The sequence below is a fragment of the Micromonospora sp. NPDC023644 genome (assembly GCF_040640115.1).
GTDB lineage: Bacteria > Actinomycetota > Actinomycetes > Mycobacteriales > Micromonosporaceae > Micromonospora.
On record NZ_JBFABA010000025.1, the window covers coordinates 39,675 to 55,029 of the forward strand.

The following is a 15,355-nucleotide window of genomic DNA, read 5'->3' on the forward strand; positions in this document are numbered from 1 at the left end:
CTCTCGTCGGCACGTCCGCATGCCGCGCCAGGACGAGGAGCACTACGCCGCACGACGGTTTGCCGCCTCCCCGTCACGCACGATCGGTGGCAGATAGGCGCACATGATCATGGGGATCGATCACGGCGAGTTCGGAGGCGTGGCCTTCTGCGGGTAGATCGTCTCGTGACGGGCCAGCATGGCGACGAACTCGGCGATCTTCCGCTCGCGGGTCTGCGCCCGTTTGACGGCATTGACGCGGTGGATGAGAGCGAAGCGGTTGGTCTTGGTGAGTACGTCGAACATGGCCTGGGCAGCGGGGTCGGCAGCGATGGCGGCAAGCAGGTCGGCCGGCACCTCGGCTTCCGACGGCGGAGCGTAGGCGGCCGCCCACCGCCCGTCCGCCTTCGCGGCTTCCACGGCGGCGCGGCCCGGGGGAAGCATCCGCCCCTGCGCCTCCAGCCGGGCCACGTGCGCGACGTTGCGTTGTGACCAGGAGCTGCGGGGCCTGCGCGGGGTGAACCGGATCCAGGAACTTTCCTGATCCCGTTTACGGGCCTGCCCGTCGATCCAGCCGAAACACAGGGCCTCGTCGACCGCCTGCTGCCAGGTCAACGTCGTGACTGTGCCGCCCTTTCTGGTCAGGGCGAGCCAGACGCCGGGCGACGTGGCGTGGTTGGCCGACAACCACGCACGCAGCGCGTCGGCGTCCGCGACGATCAACTCATCCAGTTCGGCACTCGCCATGACGGCAGGCTATCGCTACGCCGTGCTGGCTAGATTGGCGCGCATGCGCACCATCGCGAGCGACCGCCTCCTGCTGCGCCCCTGGCGCGACGAGGACGCCGACTTCCTTCTGGATCTCGAGTCACGCTGGGAGGTCGTGCGGTTCCTGGGCGCGCAGCCCACGATCATGAACAGCCGCGAGGATGCCCTCGCCTCGATCGCACGCCGACGCACCATCGACGACCTGATCCACGGGATCTGGGCCATCACCACGGCGGCGGACGGCCGGCTGGTGGGAAACCTCCTGCTCAAGCCGATTCCCCTGTCGGCCGGGGAACCGGCCGGCGGGCCGACCGACGTCGAGATCGGCTGGCACCTGCATCCGGACGCCTGGGGGCACGGCTACGCCACCGAAGCAGCGGCGGCGGTCCTGGAAGACGCGTTCAGCCGGGGTCTCACGAGGGTCGTCGCGGTCACGCATCCGGACAACCGTGCCTCCCAGGCCGTCTGCCGGCGGCTCGGCATGACCCACCTCGGCCGGACGACGAGGTACTACGACATGCCGAACGAACTCTTCGAGAAGCTGGCCAGCTAACCGGCAAGGACCGTGCGCGGAGCGAGCACCGGGCGGGACCCGGTCGGGTCGTCACTGAGGTCGTAGAACCTGTTCGAGGCGCTGTTCGAGCCGGCTGCGGGCGAGGTCGTCGCTGATGTCCAGCCCGGAGTCGCGCCATGGCTGGACGACCTTCGCCGGGTCCGGCAGGTAGCCGACGATGTCCATGACGTTCCAGTAGCGGAACTCGTCCTCGTCGTGACGGCCACCGGCCCGGCGCCGGTACACGTTCGTGAATCTGACCCCGGCCTCGACGCCGTGCAACATGGCCAGATAGGTGGCGGCGTGCGCGACGTCCAGGTTCGCCGGTCCCCACGACGTCTCGACCCAGTCCACCACGCCGCTGACCCGCCCCTGCGACCACAGCAGGTTCCCCAGGTGGAAGTCCCGGTGCAGGAACGTGCCGGCATAGGCCGGCGCGGGTTGCTCCAGCAGCGCGAACGCCTGACTCCACAGCTGTCCGCGCCGCGCCCACGGCGGCATGACCCGTTTGCCCGGCGTCGCCCACGACTGGTACTCCCGTGGCCTGTCCGGCCCGGGATCGAACTGGTGAATGTCCACGAGCACCTGTGCCAGTGCCGCCAGGACGTCGTCCGCGGCAGAGGTCAGGCACAGCCGCCCGGGCAGCCAGGACATGAGGTGTGCCGGTGCGCCGGCGGTGTCTCCGGACGGATCGAGGGCGATGCTGCGGGGCACCGGGATCGACGACCGTTGCAGTTGCCGCTGGACAGCCGCCTCTCGGGAGAGCAGCCCGGCGGCGTGGCGGCGCCACGGTTCCTTCGTCATCAGCCGGAGTACCGCCCGCTCGCCGTCGTGTCCGGTCAGGCCCAGCATGGTCGACGTCCAGCCACCGGTGAGAGGCCGCACCTTGGTCGTCCGACGCCGCCACGTCGACTCGGCCCAGCGAATGCCCACCTCGGTCGCACTGCCCACACGCACCACTCCGTCATCGACGGGCGAACTGCCACACCGGTCGACTCGCGAAGGTGCCACGTTCGCGGCCACTCAGTCGAGACAGAACTCGTTGCCCTCGACGTCCTGCATCACGAGGCACGACTCGTTGACGCCATCGGCGCGCAGCAGTCGCACGCGTACCGCGCCGAGCGCGACCAGTCGCGCGCATTCGGCCTCAAGTGCGGCCAGGCGCTCCTCGCCCACGAGCCCGGTGCCGACCCGCACGTCAAGATGCACCCGGTTCTTGCCGACCTTGCCTTCGGGAACGCGCTGGAAGAACAGTCGCGGCCCCACACCCGAGGGATCGACGCAGGCGAACGCCGAACCCTGGCGCTCGGGCGACAGCGCGCGATCGAAGTCGTCCCAGGTGGCGAACCCCTCCGGTGGCGGCGGTACGACGTATCCCAACACCTCGCACCAGAAACGAGCGACGCGCTCAGGTGCCGCGCAGTCGAAGGTGACCTGGAACTGCTTGATCGACGCCATCGCTCCACCATAGAGCCGGGGCCTCGCGTCGGCTCCCACGGGCCCGCCCCTGCCGGGTCGTGGCGCGTGCGGCCGGCTCCTGAGCACGAGTGGGACCCCGACCCGTGGGATGACGATCGCCTCCGTCGGGCACCGGCACCTGGACCGGGCGGACTCGCTGCCCTTGGCGCGAGCGCGGCTGCTCACCCCGTCCGAGCGCGCACCGCGAACGTGGGGCAGGACGACGACAGTAGGGTGGCGGCGTGACCTTGACTCCCGCCTCCGCCCCGTCCGCCCCCGGCGACACGCTGCTCGCCGAGATTGAGCGGGTGACGGCCGCCGAGCCGATCGACGCCGCGTACCTCGAAGGACTGTGCCGTGAGATCGACGGCCGGATCGTGCGCGGGGACGTGATGATCGGGATCCTGCCGATCCGGGCGTACGAGGTGCTGCTGCGCGGCTACCTGACCGCGGCGCGGGCCGGCCGCGCCGACGTGTGGGTGCCCCTGGGACGCCGGCTGCTCGACCTGCCGGTCACGCAGCCGCCGGCGTGGCCGTCGCCGCACCCGTTCCCCACCAGCGGGAAGGACGTCCTGGACGCCGCCCTGCGCTGCTTCGCCGAGGCCGCCCGGCACGGCAACCGCCAGGGCGCGTACCTGTTCGCGGCCGTCGGCCGGGAGGCCGTGGACCGGGTCGGACGGTACGCGCTGACGCTGCTGGAGCCGCTGCGCGCCGACGACCCGACCGGGGAGGCACGCTACTGGTCCGGCATCGTGCACTACCTGCTGGGCGAGGGCGAGGCGGCGGTCGCGTACCACCAGCAGGCCGCCGGGGCCGGCAGCGCCGACGCGATGTTCGAGCTGCACGTCCTGTACGACACCGGGGACATGGTGCCGCGCGACGAGGCGGTGGCGCGGCAGTGGCTGCTGCGCGCGGCCGACCGGGACCACCCCCGCGCCCTGTACAACGTCGCGGCCGGGCACGCCAGCGGGCGGGGGTTCCCCCGGGACGAGGCCGTCGCCGCAAGCTGGTACGAGCGGGCGGCGAACGCCGGGAACCCCCGCGCCGCGGCCACCCTCGGGGTGATGTACCTGCTCGGCTCCGGCCTGCCCACCGACCCGGCCCGCGCCGCCGAGTGGCTCGACCGGGCCGAGGAGCAGGGCTTCGACGTGGACGGCTGGCTGGACCAGCTCGGCATGCGCCGGCCCTCCTGACCCGGGGGCGCCCCGGCCGCCCGTTCCCGCGGCCGTGGCTCCCCGGCCGTCAGACCTGGTCGGCGTCGCCCCAGGCGGCCCGCACGAGCGCGGGCAGCACCTGGGCGGCCGGGCCGCGCAGGTTCACGTCGGACACCGCGTCCAGGGGCGTCCCCTGCGGGTTGACCTGTAGCACCGTGGCGCCGAGGCGGGCAGCCACCTGGGGAATCTCGGCGGCGGGGTACACCAGGCCCGAGGTGCCCACGGTCACCAGCAGGTCGCAGGCGGAGGCCGCCTCGACGGCGGCCTCCAACGCCGCGGCCGGCAACGCCTCACCGAACCACACCACCCCGGGGCGGACGGGACCCGCGCAGTTCACGCATCGGGGCGGGGCCACGCGCCGCCCGTCGCCCGGCTCCGCCGGCGCCTCGTCGGGCACCGGCGCCGGGCGGGCGCAGGCCGCGCAGCGCGGCGCGAAGAGGCTGCCGTGCAGGTGGATCGGCGCGACCGAGCCGGCGCGCTCGTGCAGGTCGTCGACGTTCTGCGTGACGACGACCGCGCTGGGGACGCGTGCCTCGATCGCGGCCACGGCCACGTGACCCGGGTTCGGGCGCGCCCGCCGCACGGCGTCGCGTCGCCACTCGTACCAGCCCCAGACCAGCGCGGGATCGTCGCGGAACGCCTCCGACGTGGCGAGCCGCTGCGCGTCGAAGCTCCGCCACAGGCCGGTGAGGGCGTCGCGGAAGGTCGGCACACCGCTCTCCGCGGAGACGCCCGCGCCGGTGAAGATCACGACGCGCCGGGCCTGCGCCAACAGCGCCGCGGCCTCCCGCACCGACCGCTCCCCCATCTGACCTGCTCCCTCCGCCCCGGACCGGCCGGGCAGGACCAGGCCCGATCCGGCCGTACTCGTGCCACACCGTCAGCCGCTCGACGACCCGGCGCCGTCGGCCACGCCGTCCATGTCCGTCGACGCTAGCCCAGTCCCCCGACCCCACCCGTACCCTGCCGGGCCCCGCTGCCCCGCGCGGGCGGCGAGGAACCCGTCGAGGGCGGCGCGGGCCTTATTCGATATTGCGCACTTCTTCGGCGTACGCCGGTTCCATCTTTCCGGCCGGCGGGTCTTGCGGCGGCGAGGGCGGGCCGGCCCACCTGCCCATTGTTCGCCACCGCCAGCGGAATCGCCGGGCCGGGAACCGGAAATGGGAATCCCACGACATCGAACAAAAGCTGGTGTGAACGCGCGTCGCCCGATAAGAATGGTCCAGGCGCTTCAGCGGAAAGGCGTGTCGTCCATGATTGCACCGAAGGTCGTGTCCCGGGACGAGTGGGTCGACGCCCGCAAGGAACTGCTCGACCGCGAGAAGGAGCTCACCCGCCTGCGGGACCGGGCCACCGCCCTGCGGCGCGAACTGCCGGCGGTCGCCATCGAGAAGGACTACTCCTTCACGGGACCCGCGGGCACCGTTCGGCTGGCGGACATGTTCGAGGGCCGACGACAGTTGATCGTCTACCATTTCATGTTCGACCCGGAATGGACCGAGGGGTGTACGAGCTGCTCCCTGCTCGTCGACAACTTCGGGCACCTCGCGCATCTGCACGCCAGCGACACGACCCTCGCCGTCGTCTCCCGCGCGCCGTTCGGGTCCATCGCGTCCTTCAAGGACCGGATGGGCTGGCGCTTTCCCTGGTACTCCTCCCACGGCGGCGACTTCAACTACGACTTCCACGTCACCATGGACCCGGCCGTCGCCCCCGTGGAATACAACTACAAGGACGCCGAGACCCTCGCGGCGGAGGGCCTCACCCACCACCTGCAGGGCGAAGCGCACGGCCTGAGCGTCTTCGTCCGCGACGGCGACCGGATCCTGCACACCTACTCCGTGTACGGTCGTGGCCTCGACCCGCTGCTGAACACGTACAACTACCTGGACCTCACCCCGCTGGGCCGGCAGCGCTACGTCAACGAGTTCCCCCTGCACGACACCTACGGCACGGACGCGACCGACAGCCACTGCGACTGCCACTGACCTCCGCCCGGCGGCCCGCGGCGGCGGTCACCCGGGGACGCAGTTGTTGCTCTTGCGTCTGACGGTGTACTCGGTGTCGTCGTGGGTGATGCCCGACGGCACGCCGTCGAAGTGGGCCTCGACCTTCTCCCAGCCCCGGCGCTGCTCGTAGTGCAGGTGCGGCGCCCCGGAGTTGCCGGTGCTGCCGAGACGCCCGATCTGCTCACCCTGGGCGACCCGCTGGCCGACCCGAACCAGCGGCGGTTCGAGCAGGTGGAGATACTGCGTCTCCCACTTGCCGCCGTGGTCGATCTTCACCCAGTAGCCGCCGCCGCGGCCACGCGGCCCGTCCGGGTTGTCGGGCGTACGGCCACCCAGCGACCCGTTGATCCCCGCCACGGTTACCTTCCCGGCGTAGGACGCGAGCACCGGGCGTCCCCACGCCTCGCCCTCGGTCGGGAACAGGTCGACGTCGTAGTCGTCGTGACCGGGGTAGGTGCCCAACTGCCACGTCTCGCCGCATGCGACGGGAAGCTGGAAGAGCGGGCGCGGGCCCGCCGGCCGCACCAGCGGCACGACCACCGCGACGACGAAGACGGCGGCGGCGAGGAGCACCGCGACGGCGCCGGAAGCCAGCACGACCCGGAGGCGGCGGCTGCGCCTGCGACGATGGGTGCGGGGGCTGGTGGGGTGGCCGGTCGTCACCGGCCCGAGCATGGCAGACGCCGGCAAGGCAGCCGCCCCCGGCACCGGTCGACGACGCCGGGCTCGACCCCGGCCACGGCTACCTCACCAACGCCGCGGTCGGTGCCCCCGGGGCCGTCGGCGGGACGCTGTTCGACCCGCGCCGCCCCACGCGCCGGCTTCGGCGATCCCGCGTGGCGCCCGCCCGCCTGTTGGGAGAGTGGTCGGGTGGCGATGAGCACGTCGGGGGCCGGGCGGATCCACGCCGCGGTGGCCGGACGGATCCAGTCCGGCCCGGGCGGGGTGACGCGCCTGGAGCTGTTCCTCGATCTGGTCTTCGTCTACGCGTTCCTCAACGTCACCGAGCTGATGTCGGCGAACTTCCACCCGGTCGGGCTGTTGCAGGGCTTCCTCGTGGTCGCGCTGCTGTGGCGGTGCTGGGCGTCGTACGCCTGGTTCGGAAACACGGTGCGCTTCGACCGGGGCGCCATGCCGTTGGTCGTCTTCGCGGCGGCGGCCGGCATCTTCGTGGTCGGCGTCGCCCTGCCGGTGGCGTTCGTGGACCGGCCGGGTGGCCTGTGGGGCCCCCTCGTCTTCGCCGTCGCGTTCGTCCTGGTGCGCCTCGGGCCGTTGGCGGTCACCACCCTCGCCGGACTGAACACCGGCGACCGGCCCCTGGTCGCGCTCCGCGCGTGGTTGCCGCTGTGCGTCACCACGCTGCTGCTGCTGGCCGCCGCGTCCCTGTCGGCGCTGCTGCCGACCTGGCCGCCGGTGCGCCTCGCGCAGGTGGTGCTGTTCACCGTGGCCACCGGCGTCGACTACGCCGGCCTGGTGGCGCTGCGCACGGGCGACTGGCGGCTCGGTTCCGTCAGCCACTGGGCGGAACGGCACAGCCTGATCGTGCTCGTCGCCTTGGGCGAGACGATCATCTCGATCGGCACCAGCAGGGGGCTGGTCGGCGACCGGCAGATCACCTGGCCGGTGCTCGCCGGGTCGGCCCTCGGCGTCGTCGTGGTGGTCGTGCTGTGGTGGACCTACTTCGACCTCGCCAGGTTCGCCGCCGAGCAGTCGCTGCGGCGGCTGCCTGGCGGCGTCACGTCGCTGATCGGCCGCGACGCCTACGCGCTGCTGCACCTGCCCATGGTCGCCGGCCTCATCCTGCTCGCCCTCGGCCTCAAACACGCCCTGAGCGCGACGGACGCGAGCGCCGCCGACCCGTGGAGCACGGGCGGCGCGCTCGCCCTGCACGGCGGGGCGCTGCTCTACCTGATCGGGCTGCTGGCCTTCGAGAAGCGCGGCTTCGGCCTGCTGGGTCGCAGCGTGGCACTTGGCATCGTGCTGCTCCTCGCCACCGCACCGGTGGTCCTGAACGTGCCGGCGCTCGCATCGCTGGCGATCCTCGTCGCCTGCCTGGGTACCGTCGTGGCCGCCGACCGTACCGTCTTCGGCCACCGGCACCGCCGGCTGCACGACGCGGTCGTCGGCACGGTGCAGCGGGTGACGGTGGTCCGCCCGCACCAGCTCTTCTTCGACCTGATCGTCGTGTACGCGTTCATCCAGATCACCGTCCTGGTGAACCGCCAGCCGTCCCCGGCGGGTGTGGCGCAGGGGCTCGGTGCCCTGGTCCTGCTGTGGTGGTCGTGGTGCCTGTACGCCTGGATGGAAAGCGTGACCCCCCGCGTCACCATCCCGGTCCGGGTGACGGTGCTGGCGGCGGCCGCGACGACCTTCGTGCTCGGCATCGCCATCCCGCAGGCGTTCAGCCGCGTGCCCGGCGGGCTACCCGGTCCGCTGATCGTGATGGCCTGCTACGTGGCGATCCGGGTGCTGCACCTCGGCGCGTTCTGGTGGATCGCACGGCCCGACCCGGCCCTGCGGGCCCAGGCGTCCCGGGCTGCCCTGCCCACCGCGGCGGCGCTGACGCTCCTGGTGGGCGCGACACTGACCTTTCCCTCGACCGGGGAGGCCATCTCGCCGGCCAGCGCGGCGTGCTGGACGGCCGCGCTGGTGCTGGACCTGGCGGGCGGCTACCTGACCGGCGCCCGCAACTGGCGGATCCGCTCGCTCGAGTACTGGACGCACCGGTACAACCTGATCGTGCTCGTCGCCTTCGGGGAGGGCTTCATCTCCACCGGCATCGCGCTGGCCGACACGTCGATCTCAGTGGCGGCCCTGTTCACCGTCGCGTTGATCGTCACCCTGCTCGCCGCCCTGTGGTGGACGTACGTCGGCACCGACCGCGTCCTCGACCGGCGGCTGTCGCAGGTGTCGACCGGCCCGCGCGGGGCGGCCCTGGCCCGCGACGCCTACACCTACCTGCACCTGCTGATCGTCGCCGGGCTGATCCTGGTCGCCCTCGGCCTGACGACGACGCTGGCGCAGGTGGCGCAGCGGCCGGCCACGCCGTTGCAGTCGCTGGGACACGCCGCCCTCCACGGCGGCGTGGTCCTCTTCCTCGTCGGCGACCAGCTGATCTGGCGACGCGCGGTGGGCCGGTTCTGCCGGCGACGGGTGCTCGGGTTGCTGGTGGTGGCGCTCGCCGCTGCGGCGACCGCCGCGCTGCCCAGCCTCGCGACGCTGGTGCTGCTCGCGACGGTCGGCGTCGCGGTCGCCACCACCACCTCGCTGCGCGCCGCCACGCCACCCGACGGTCGCTGAGCGCCGGGCCGCTCCCGGGCGCCCCTTGTCGCGCCCGCGACCACCGACCGACACAATGAGCGGCGTGCGGAGATCGACACGACGGCTGCTCGGCGAACTGGACGCGCTGGCCCACCCGGAGCGGATGTCGACGCTCGCGCGCCGCGCCCGCCAGCTCGCCGCCACGGGCGAGCTGCCGGAGATCCTGGCGGACCTGCGCGGCGGGGAGTCGTACCACCGGTTCCTGGCCGTCACCGCCGCCGAGATCGTCGGCGACCGCGCGGCGGCGCGGGCGGCGCTGAGCGACCCGTACGGCACGATCCGGGCGGTCGCGGTCAAGGTGGGTCTGCGCGCCGGCTGGCTCGCCGGCGACGACCTGCGCGCATTCGTCCGGGACGCGCCGGCCGACCTGCGCCACCTCGTCTACCGGTCGCTGCGGCACCTGCGCCGGCCGGCGGTCGCTGACGACCTGATCGACGGTGTGCTGGGGCGCTTCGGCGCCGGCGAGGCGGTGGCCCTGCTGCCCGCCTGCGGGGCGGACACCGTCCGCCGGCTGCTGCCGGTCGTCGAGCACGCGTTGCCGGACTCGGTCCGCCTGGCCCGGCGCCACGGCGACGTGGTGCTCGACCACGCGGAGTCGACCCTGCCCCACCTACACGCCGCCGAACGGGACCGCTGGTGGACGACGCACGGCAAGCGGGTCCTGGTCGCCGGTCGGCGCCGACCGGAGCGGGCGCTGACGCTGCTCGAACGGTACGCGCCCACCGGGTACCTCCCCGGCGACCTGACGGACTACGGCGCGCTCGCCGCGTACGCGCCCGGACGGGTGCTGGCCCTGCTGACCGAGGTGTCCCGAGTGGACCGGCTGCGCTACGTTGGGCTGCCCTCGGCGCTGCTGCGTCAGCTCGTACGACTGCCGCAGGCGGACCTGCTCGCCCTGGGCCGGCGGGTACGCGGCCACGACGGCCTGCTGAGGCGGCTGCTCGCGGCGCTCCCCCCGGCGCGGCGGGGCGGCCTGTACGACGCCGTGTTCGCCGACATCGAGACGGCCACCCGGATCCCCGACGCGGCACTGCTGGAGGTGCTGCCGCACGCCTGGCGGGAGCGGGAGGCGCGGCGGGTGCTCGCCCTGGACGAGGTCCGCCACGACGAGGCGCAGGTGCGGTCGTGGAGCGCCCTGCTGCCGTGGCCGGCGGCGTCGGCGGCGCTGACTCCCGCCCTGCGCGCCGCCGACGCGCACGACCGGGCCGTCGCGTACCAGCTGCTCCTGGCCGCCGCGCGACGCAGCCGTGACCCCGCCGCGGCGAGCGAGGCCCTGGCCAGGCTGGACCGGCTGCGCAACGAGCAGGATCCGGTCCGGGCCGTCGCGTTGGCGGAGCTGACGAACCTGGCCCCCCTGCTGCGCGCGGACGCCGTCGAGGTGCTGGCCCGGATCACCGCCGACGCCACGGCCACCCGCGACGCCTCGACGCGCACCCTCGCCGCGCTCGGCAGCCTCGCCGCCCGGGTGCTGGGCCGGCACGTCGACGAACCGGCCCTGCTGCGGTGGGCGCTGGACACCCTCGACCGACTCTTCGGCGGGCACCGGCTGCCGCCGCTCGGACGGTTCGACCGGACGCTGCGCCGCGGCCAGGAGGAGCTGGTCTTCGCGCGGCTGCGCGAATGGGTCGAGGCGGGCATGGCCCGGGGCCGGTTCGCCGCGTTGTTCGCGGTGACCCGGGCCCTGGGGCGGCGGGCCTGGCAGCTGCCCGAGCTCCAGGAGCTGCTGCGCCGGGCGACGGTCCCCGGCACCGTCGCCGCCGTCGTGGGGGAGGCCGTCGAGCTGTGGCTGGCCGACCCGAGGACCCGGGCGCAGCGGGTGGCGTACGTGCTGCGTGCCGACGCCTCGACCATCACCCTGCCCACGGTGTGGCGGGCCGTCAGCGCCCGCCGCACCGACCTGCTCGACGGGGTGCTGCGCCACCCGCCGAAGGGGGCGTTCCTCACCGCCGGCACCCGCTGGATCCCGGGCCGGCCCGTGCACGCCGAGCGGTGGCTGCCCCGCCAGCAGCAGGCGTTCGTGCGCCTGCAGGCGCGCCTCGCCGCCGACGCCGGCACCCCGCTGCACCACCGGGCCGCCGCCGTCCGGGCCGCCGCGCCCGTGCCCGACGCCGGGCGCGAGCTGGTGCTGCGCTACGTCGACTCGCCGAACGTCACCCTGGCCGAGGCGGCCCTGGAGGCGCTGCCGTGGACCGACCGGCCCGCCGAGGCGCTGCCGCTGCTGCTGTCCCACGCCGACGACGAGCGCGCCAGGGTCGCCCTGTACGCCGCCACCCGCGCCGTCCGCTGCACCCGCCCGGCCGACCTGGTGGGCCCGCTGGCCGGCGTCGCCCTGGGGCGGGGCAAGGTGACCAGCCGCAAGCAGGCGGTCCGGCTGCTCGGCCGCTTCGGTCCCCCGGAGGCGATGGCGGTGCTGGCGTCGGCGTGGCAGCAGCCCGACCAGCACCGCGACGTCCGGGCGGCCGTGGTCGCCGCCGCCCGGCAGCGGCTGCACGCGCCGGAGAGCTGGCCGATCCTGGAACAGGCGATCGTCGGGAGTCGGGAGGAGTCGCTGACCGTGCTGGCGACCCCGCCCGACGAGGTCGCCAGCACCGAGCGCCCCCGCTACGCCGCCCTCGTCGCCCGGGCCTGCGCGAGCCCCGACCGGGAGGTCGGCCGGCTCGCCTGGCCCCGGCTCGTGCACTGGCTGCCCTGGGCGCCCGACCTCACCGGCCTGATCACGGCGGCGCTCACCGACCTGGGTGGGCGCCACGACTGGCAGTCGGTGCGCCCGGTGGTGGACGCGGTGCTGCGCCACCCGGACCGCCCCGAACGGGAGGTGCCCGCCGCCGCGCTGCGCGCCCTCGTACGGGCCGACGACGCCGACCCGGACCCCGGCGGCCCCGCGGGGGACCGTCCGGCCCGGCGGCGGGTCGACGCCATCGTCGCCACGATGTGCGGGGCGCTCGAGCCGCGGTCCGACCCGGCGCCGGTCCGGCGGGCGGCCGACGAGCTGGGCCGGCACCCCGCGTACCTGGCCGGGGCGGGCACCCTGCTGACCAGGCTGCTGCCCCTCGACGGCACGACGTCGGAGCGGCTCACCGCCGACATCGTGGAGATCGCGGAACTGGTCGCGGGGCGGCCGGCACTCGCCGCCCGGCTCGCCCGCCTCCTCGGCCAGCGCGCCGCGCCCCCGGCGGCCCTCGACGTCGAGTCGGTACTCGGCACGGCCCGCGTTCTCGCCGCGCGGGGCGAGGCCGGCACCGGCCTCTTCGCGGTGGCGCTGGCCGAAGGCGGCAGGGCGTTCGGCTGGTCCGCGCCCTGGCGGAACCTGCTCCACCTGCTGCGCGAACACCCGGTCGCCGACGTCCGCGACGCCGCCTTCGACATCAGGATGGAGACGACGTGACGCCTCTGCGGCTCGCCGGGACGGCGGCCGTCGACCGGAGGCGCCCGCCCGGCATGCCGCCCGCCCGCCTGCGCCGCCCCTTCCCGGTACAGTCGCGGTCGTGGACACCAGCGGCGGGAACGACGTCACCGTCGCGCACCGTGGCATCGACTGGCCCGCGCACGGCGGCAACCCCTTCGACGGCGCGCTGCCCTGGCCCGGCCTGCTGTACTGGGCGCGCGAGCAGCCGTCGCGGGTGTTCCCGGCCGATCGCGTACCGTCCCGCGACGAGCTCTTCCGCGCGATCCCGATGGGTTACACCACCCTGAGCCTGCTGGCCCGGATCGCGCTCTACCACGGCGGGCGGCAGCGGGGGCGGTGGCCGGAGGAGAACCGGCCGACCCCGCGCGGGCCGCTACAGCCGTACCAGTTGCTCCTGCCGGCCACGGGGAAGGGACGCCACCTGCGGCTCGGCGCGAGCTGGCCGGTCCGGTTCGCGCTGCGCGACGCCGAGGAGCTGTCGGCCCGCGCCGGCGGGGCCGTCCTGGTCTGCCAGGTGCTGGAGTTCCACAACTGGCACTGACGACGCCTGGCGCCTCGACCGGCTCCCCCCTCGGCGAGCACGACCGGCGGCCGTCCACGGCGGGCGGATCGGGACCGGGTCGCCCCGGTCCCGATCCGCCCCTGGCGGTACGGCTAGACCCGGGTGACCCGGACGGCGTCGGCCACCACGTAGCCGGGGGTGCTGGTCCACCGGCTCACCGCGACCAGGTTGCGGTCACCGGCGGCCAGTCCGAAGGTGCCCAGCGAGCGCCAGACGCCGCCGTTGGCGCGCTGGTCCACGTTGACCGTGCGGTTGCCCGAGGCGGTGACGACGACGTGCGGCGCCGAACTGTTGTAACCGGGGTCGGCCGGGTGCCGGACCTCGATCCGGTAGTCGCCGGCCGCCGGAATGTTCACCTTGAACCAGGCGGCGTCGCTGGCCGGCGTGGGGTTGGCGAAGCGGTAGTCGGCCCCGTAGCGCTGGGCCGAGTACGAGGAGGTGCCCCAGTTGGTGCTGGCCGTGAACCGCCCCGCCGTGGCGTTGTCCACGATGGTGCCGCCCGTGGGCGGGTTGGGCGCCCCCAGGCCGAGGTAGGCCGCGATGCCCTCGGCGTGCCCCCGGGCGACGGCGGTGATGAAGTCCGCCCGCTTGAGCAGGTTCGAGTCGGCGACGCTGTCGATGAAGAGGTTCTCGGTCAGCACCGCGGGCATGGCCGCCTCGCGCAGCATGTGGAAGTTCGCGGTCTTCAGCCCTCGGTCGGTGACCCCACCGATCGTCCGCATGGCGCCGAGCACCCTCGGGTGCACCGCGTTGTGCAGGTTGACGGTGGCCGCGCTCGCCGTCGGGTACCGGTAGCTCTCGAAGCCGGTGCCGCCGCCGGAGTTGATGTGCACGCTCACGAGCAGGTTCGCGCCCCACGCGTTGGCGTCGTCGGTGCGGTACGCCAGGCTGCGGGTGATGTCGCTCGTCCGGGACATGCGGACGTCGACGCCCCAGTTGGCCAGCAGGATGTTGCGCAGTTGCAGGGAGATGTCGAGCGTCAGGGTCTTCTCCTGCAGCCCGTTGCCGACCGCACCGGGGTCGGTGCCGCCGTGCCCCGGGTCGATGTAGACCTTGGGCAACGCGGCGTGCGCGGGGCCCGCGACGATGGGGACGGCCGCGGCACCGGCGATGGCCGCCAACAGGGTACGCCGCCGGAGCGTCGGGTTATCGAGCATATGCACCTCGTCATGAAGAACCGAAGAGATCGACACTGCTCGGCAATATAGCGGGACATCGATACAGGATGAAAGATGTCTACGACCCTTGATCCGGGATCCGAAGGTTTCCTCCCGGACCGTCGACCGCCGCCGGCCACCGCCTGTCCGGCAGGTGCCAGCCAGCTCGGGCGCTGGGCTGCGTCAGCTCTGGTTGGCGGGTCTAAGATTCCTCGACGTCGTTGTCTGCGACACCGTACGAGATCTGTTGCCACATAGGTGGCGGTGTGTCGGGGTGGTGGCGCCGGGAGGTGGCGCGACTGACACGGGTCACACCTGCGCGTTGCGGGACGAGGAAGGAACCGATGGTCAGCGTTGGCATGCTTCAGTCAGACGACCGCCCCGGGTGGGAGGAGCTCTTTTGCGGCTACAACGCCTTCTATGGCCGCACCTGGCCCGCAGACCGGTACGACCGGGCCTGGCAGGAGTTCCGGCGCGGCGACAGGGTGCGTGCGCTTGGGGCGCGGTTGGACGGTCGGCTGGTCGGCATCGCCCACTTCCTGGTCCACGCCAGCACGACGTCGCCCGATGTCTGCTATCTGCAGGACCTGTTCACGGCTCCCGAGGCGCGCGGCAGGGGTGTCGCTCGTGCGTTGATCGGGGCCGTCGGGGCGTGGGCGAGCGACCAGGGCTGTGACCGGCTGTACTGGCTCACGAGGGAGGACAACCACACAGCCCGGCGGCTCTACGACCAGGTCGCCGAGAACCGAGGTTTCATCCAGTACGTGGTCGCCCTCTAGCCTCGGCTGGCGCGGCTGGCCTTGACGAGGCTCCGGTCGGCCGTCTCGTCCACGTGAACGGCCGGCAGGTTGGCCACGCCCTGACGTCGGAGGTTGCGCGTGGGGTGCGGTCGCGACGGCCGTCGTGCCGCGACCGCACCCCACGCCCG

13 protein-coding genes are annotated in these 15,355 nt (G+C 73.7%); 7 read left to right on the forward strand and 6 right to left on the reverse strand.

All coding sequences use genetic code 11. The features are described from left to right. Positions 1-120 precede the first annotated feature (120 nt). Positions 121-726, reverse strand: a complete 606-nt coding sequence (locus tag AB0G08_RS18845) for a YdeI/OmpD-associated family protein (protein ID WP_358089327.1) — start codon at positions 724-726, stop codon at positions 121-123. Positions 727-769: 43 nt separating this feature from the next. Here AB0G08_RS18845 and AB0G08_RS18850 point away from each other — a divergent pair, with 43 nt between their 5' ends. Beyond that, a complete protein-coding gene (locus AB0G08_RS18850; protein WP_358089330.1) occupies positions 770-1,300 on the forward strand; it encodes a GNAT family N-acetyltransferase in 531 nt (176 codons plus the stop codon). Positions 1,301-1,351: 51 nt separating this feature from the next. Here AB0G08_RS18850 and AB0G08_RS18855 read toward each other — a convergent pair whose 3' ends face one another. Then, complete coding sequence (locus AB0G08_RS18855) at positions 1,352-2,323, reverse strand: aminoglycoside phosphotransferase family protein (RefSeq protein ID WP_358089333.1); 972 nt, start codon at positions 2,321-2,323, stop codon at positions 1,352-1,354. Then, on the reverse strand, positions 2,324-2,758 hold the full coding sequence (locus AB0G08_RS18860) for a VOC family protein (protein ID WP_358089335.1): 435 nt from the start codon (positions 2,756-2,758) through the stop codon (positions 2,324-2,326). A gap of 242 nt (positions 2,759-3,000) precedes the next feature. On the opposite strand from AB0G08_RS18860, the gene AB0G08_RS18865 reads away from it, so the two are divergent. Further along, positions 3,001-3,951, forward strand: coding sequence for a tetratricopeptide repeat protein (locus tag AB0G08_RS18865; protein ID WP_358089338.1), 951 nt, complete (start codon positions 3,001-3,003; stop codon positions 3,949-3,951). 49 nt (positions 3,952-4,000) lie between these two features. Here the strand turns inward: AB0G08_RS18865 and AB0G08_RS18870 are convergent, their stop codons facing one another. After that, complete coding sequence (locus AB0G08_RS18870; RefSeq protein ID WP_358089340.1) at positions 4,001-4,780, reverse strand: NAD-dependent protein deacylase; 780 nt, start codon at positions 4,778-4,780, stop codon at positions 4,001-4,003. Between the two features lie 445 nt (positions 4,781-5,225). On the opposite strand from AB0G08_RS18870, the gene AB0G08_RS18875 reads away from it, so the two are divergent. Further along, on the forward strand, positions 5,226-5,960 hold the full coding sequence (locus AB0G08_RS18875; protein ID WP_358089343.1) for a DUF899 domain-containing protein: 735 nt from the start codon (positions 5,226-5,228) through the stop codon (positions 5,958-5,960). A 27-nt stretch (positions 5,961-5,987) separates the two neighbouring features. Here the strand turns inward: AB0G08_RS18875 and AB0G08_RS18880 are convergent, their stop codons facing one another. After that, entirely contained in the window at positions 5,988-6,656 is a 669-nt protein-coding gene (locus AB0G08_RS18880) for a M23 family metallopeptidase (protein ID WP_358089346.1), read from the reverse strand. A 201-nt stretch (positions 6,657-6,857) separates the two neighbouring features. On the opposite strand from AB0G08_RS18880, the gene AB0G08_RS18885 reads away from it, so the two are divergent. From AB0G08_RS18885 to AB0G08_RS18895, 3 genes are all read left to right on the forward strand, one after another. Further along, positions 6,858-9,281, forward strand: a complete 2,424-nt coding sequence (locus AB0G08_RS18885; protein WP_358089395.1) for a low temperature requirement protein A — start codon at positions 6,858-6,860, stop codon at positions 9,279-9,281. 55 nt (positions 9,282-9,336) lie between these two features. Continuing rightward, a complete protein-coding gene (locus AB0G08_RS18890; RefSeq protein WP_358089349.1) occupies positions 9,337-12,687 on the forward strand; it encodes a hypothetical protein in 3,351 nt (1,116 codons plus the stop codon). Positions 12,688-12,787: 100 nt separating this feature from the next. Next, entirely contained in the window at positions 12,788-13,249 is a 462-nt protein-coding gene (locus AB0G08_RS18895; protein ID WP_358089352.1) for a hypothetical protein, read from the forward strand. A gap of 113 nt (positions 13,250-13,362) precedes the next feature. Here AB0G08_RS18895 and AB0G08_RS18900 read toward each other — a convergent pair whose 3' ends face one another. Beyond that, a complete protein-coding gene (locus tag AB0G08_RS18900) occupies positions 13,363-14,427 on the reverse strand; it encodes an N-acetylmuramoyl-L-alanine amidase (RefSeq protein ID WP_358089398.1) in 1,065 nt (354 codons plus the stop codon). A 359-nt stretch (positions 14,428-14,786) separates the two neighbouring features. Here AB0G08_RS18900 and AB0G08_RS18905 point away from each other — a divergent pair, with 359 nt between their 5' ends. Continuing rightward, positions 14,787-15,206 (forward strand): GNAT family N-acetyltransferase, encoded by a 420-nt coding sequence (locus AB0G08_RS18905; RefSeq protein ID WP_358089355.1) that lies wholly within the window; start codon positions 14,787-14,789, stop codon positions 15,204-15,206. Positions 15,207-15,355: the final 149 nt, after the last annotated feature.

Bases quoted from the DNA above. Each gene is read 5' to 3' on its own strand.
- AB0G08_RS18890 (WP_358089349.1), top strand. From the start codon at position 9,337: ATGAGCGGCGTGCGGAGATCGACACGACGGCTGCTCGGCGAACTGGAC.
- AB0G08_RS18875 (WP_358089343.1), top strand. From the start codon at position 5,226: ATGATTGCACCGAAGGTCGTGTCCCGGGACGAGTGGGTCGACGCCCGC.
- AB0G08_RS18905 (WP_358089355.1), top strand. From the start codon at position 14,787: ATGCTTCAGTCAGACGACCGCCCCGGGTGGGAGGAGCTCTTTTGCGGC.
- AB0G08_RS18900 (WP_358089398.1), bottom strand. From the start codon at position 14,427: ATGCTCGATAACCCGACGCTCCGGCGGCGTACCCTGTTGGCGGCCATC.
- AB0G08_RS18870 (WP_358089340.1), bottom strand. From the start codon at position 4,780: ATGGGGGAGCGGTCGGTGCGGGAGGCCGCGGCGCTGTTGGCGCAGGCC.
- AB0G08_RS18845 (WP_358089327.1), bottom strand. From the start codon at position 726: ATGGCGAGTGCCGAACTGGATGAGTTGATCGTCGCGGACGCCGACGCG.
- AB0G08_RS18885 (WP_358089395.1), top strand. From the start codon at position 6,858: ATGAGCACGTCGGGGGCCGGGCGGATCCACGCCGCGGTGGCCGGACGG.
- AB0G08_RS18880 (WP_358089346.1), bottom strand. From the start codon at position 6,656: ATGCTCGGGCCGGTGACGACCGGCCACCCCACCAGCCCCCGCACCCAT.
- AB0G08_RS18850 (WP_358089330.1), top strand. From the start codon at position 770: ATGCGCACCATCGCGAGCGACCGCCTCCTGCTGCGCCCCTGGCGCGAC.
- AB0G08_RS18860 (WP_358089335.1), bottom strand. From the start codon at position 2,758: ATGGCGTCGATCAAGCAGTTCCAGGTCACCTTCGACTGCGCGGCACCT.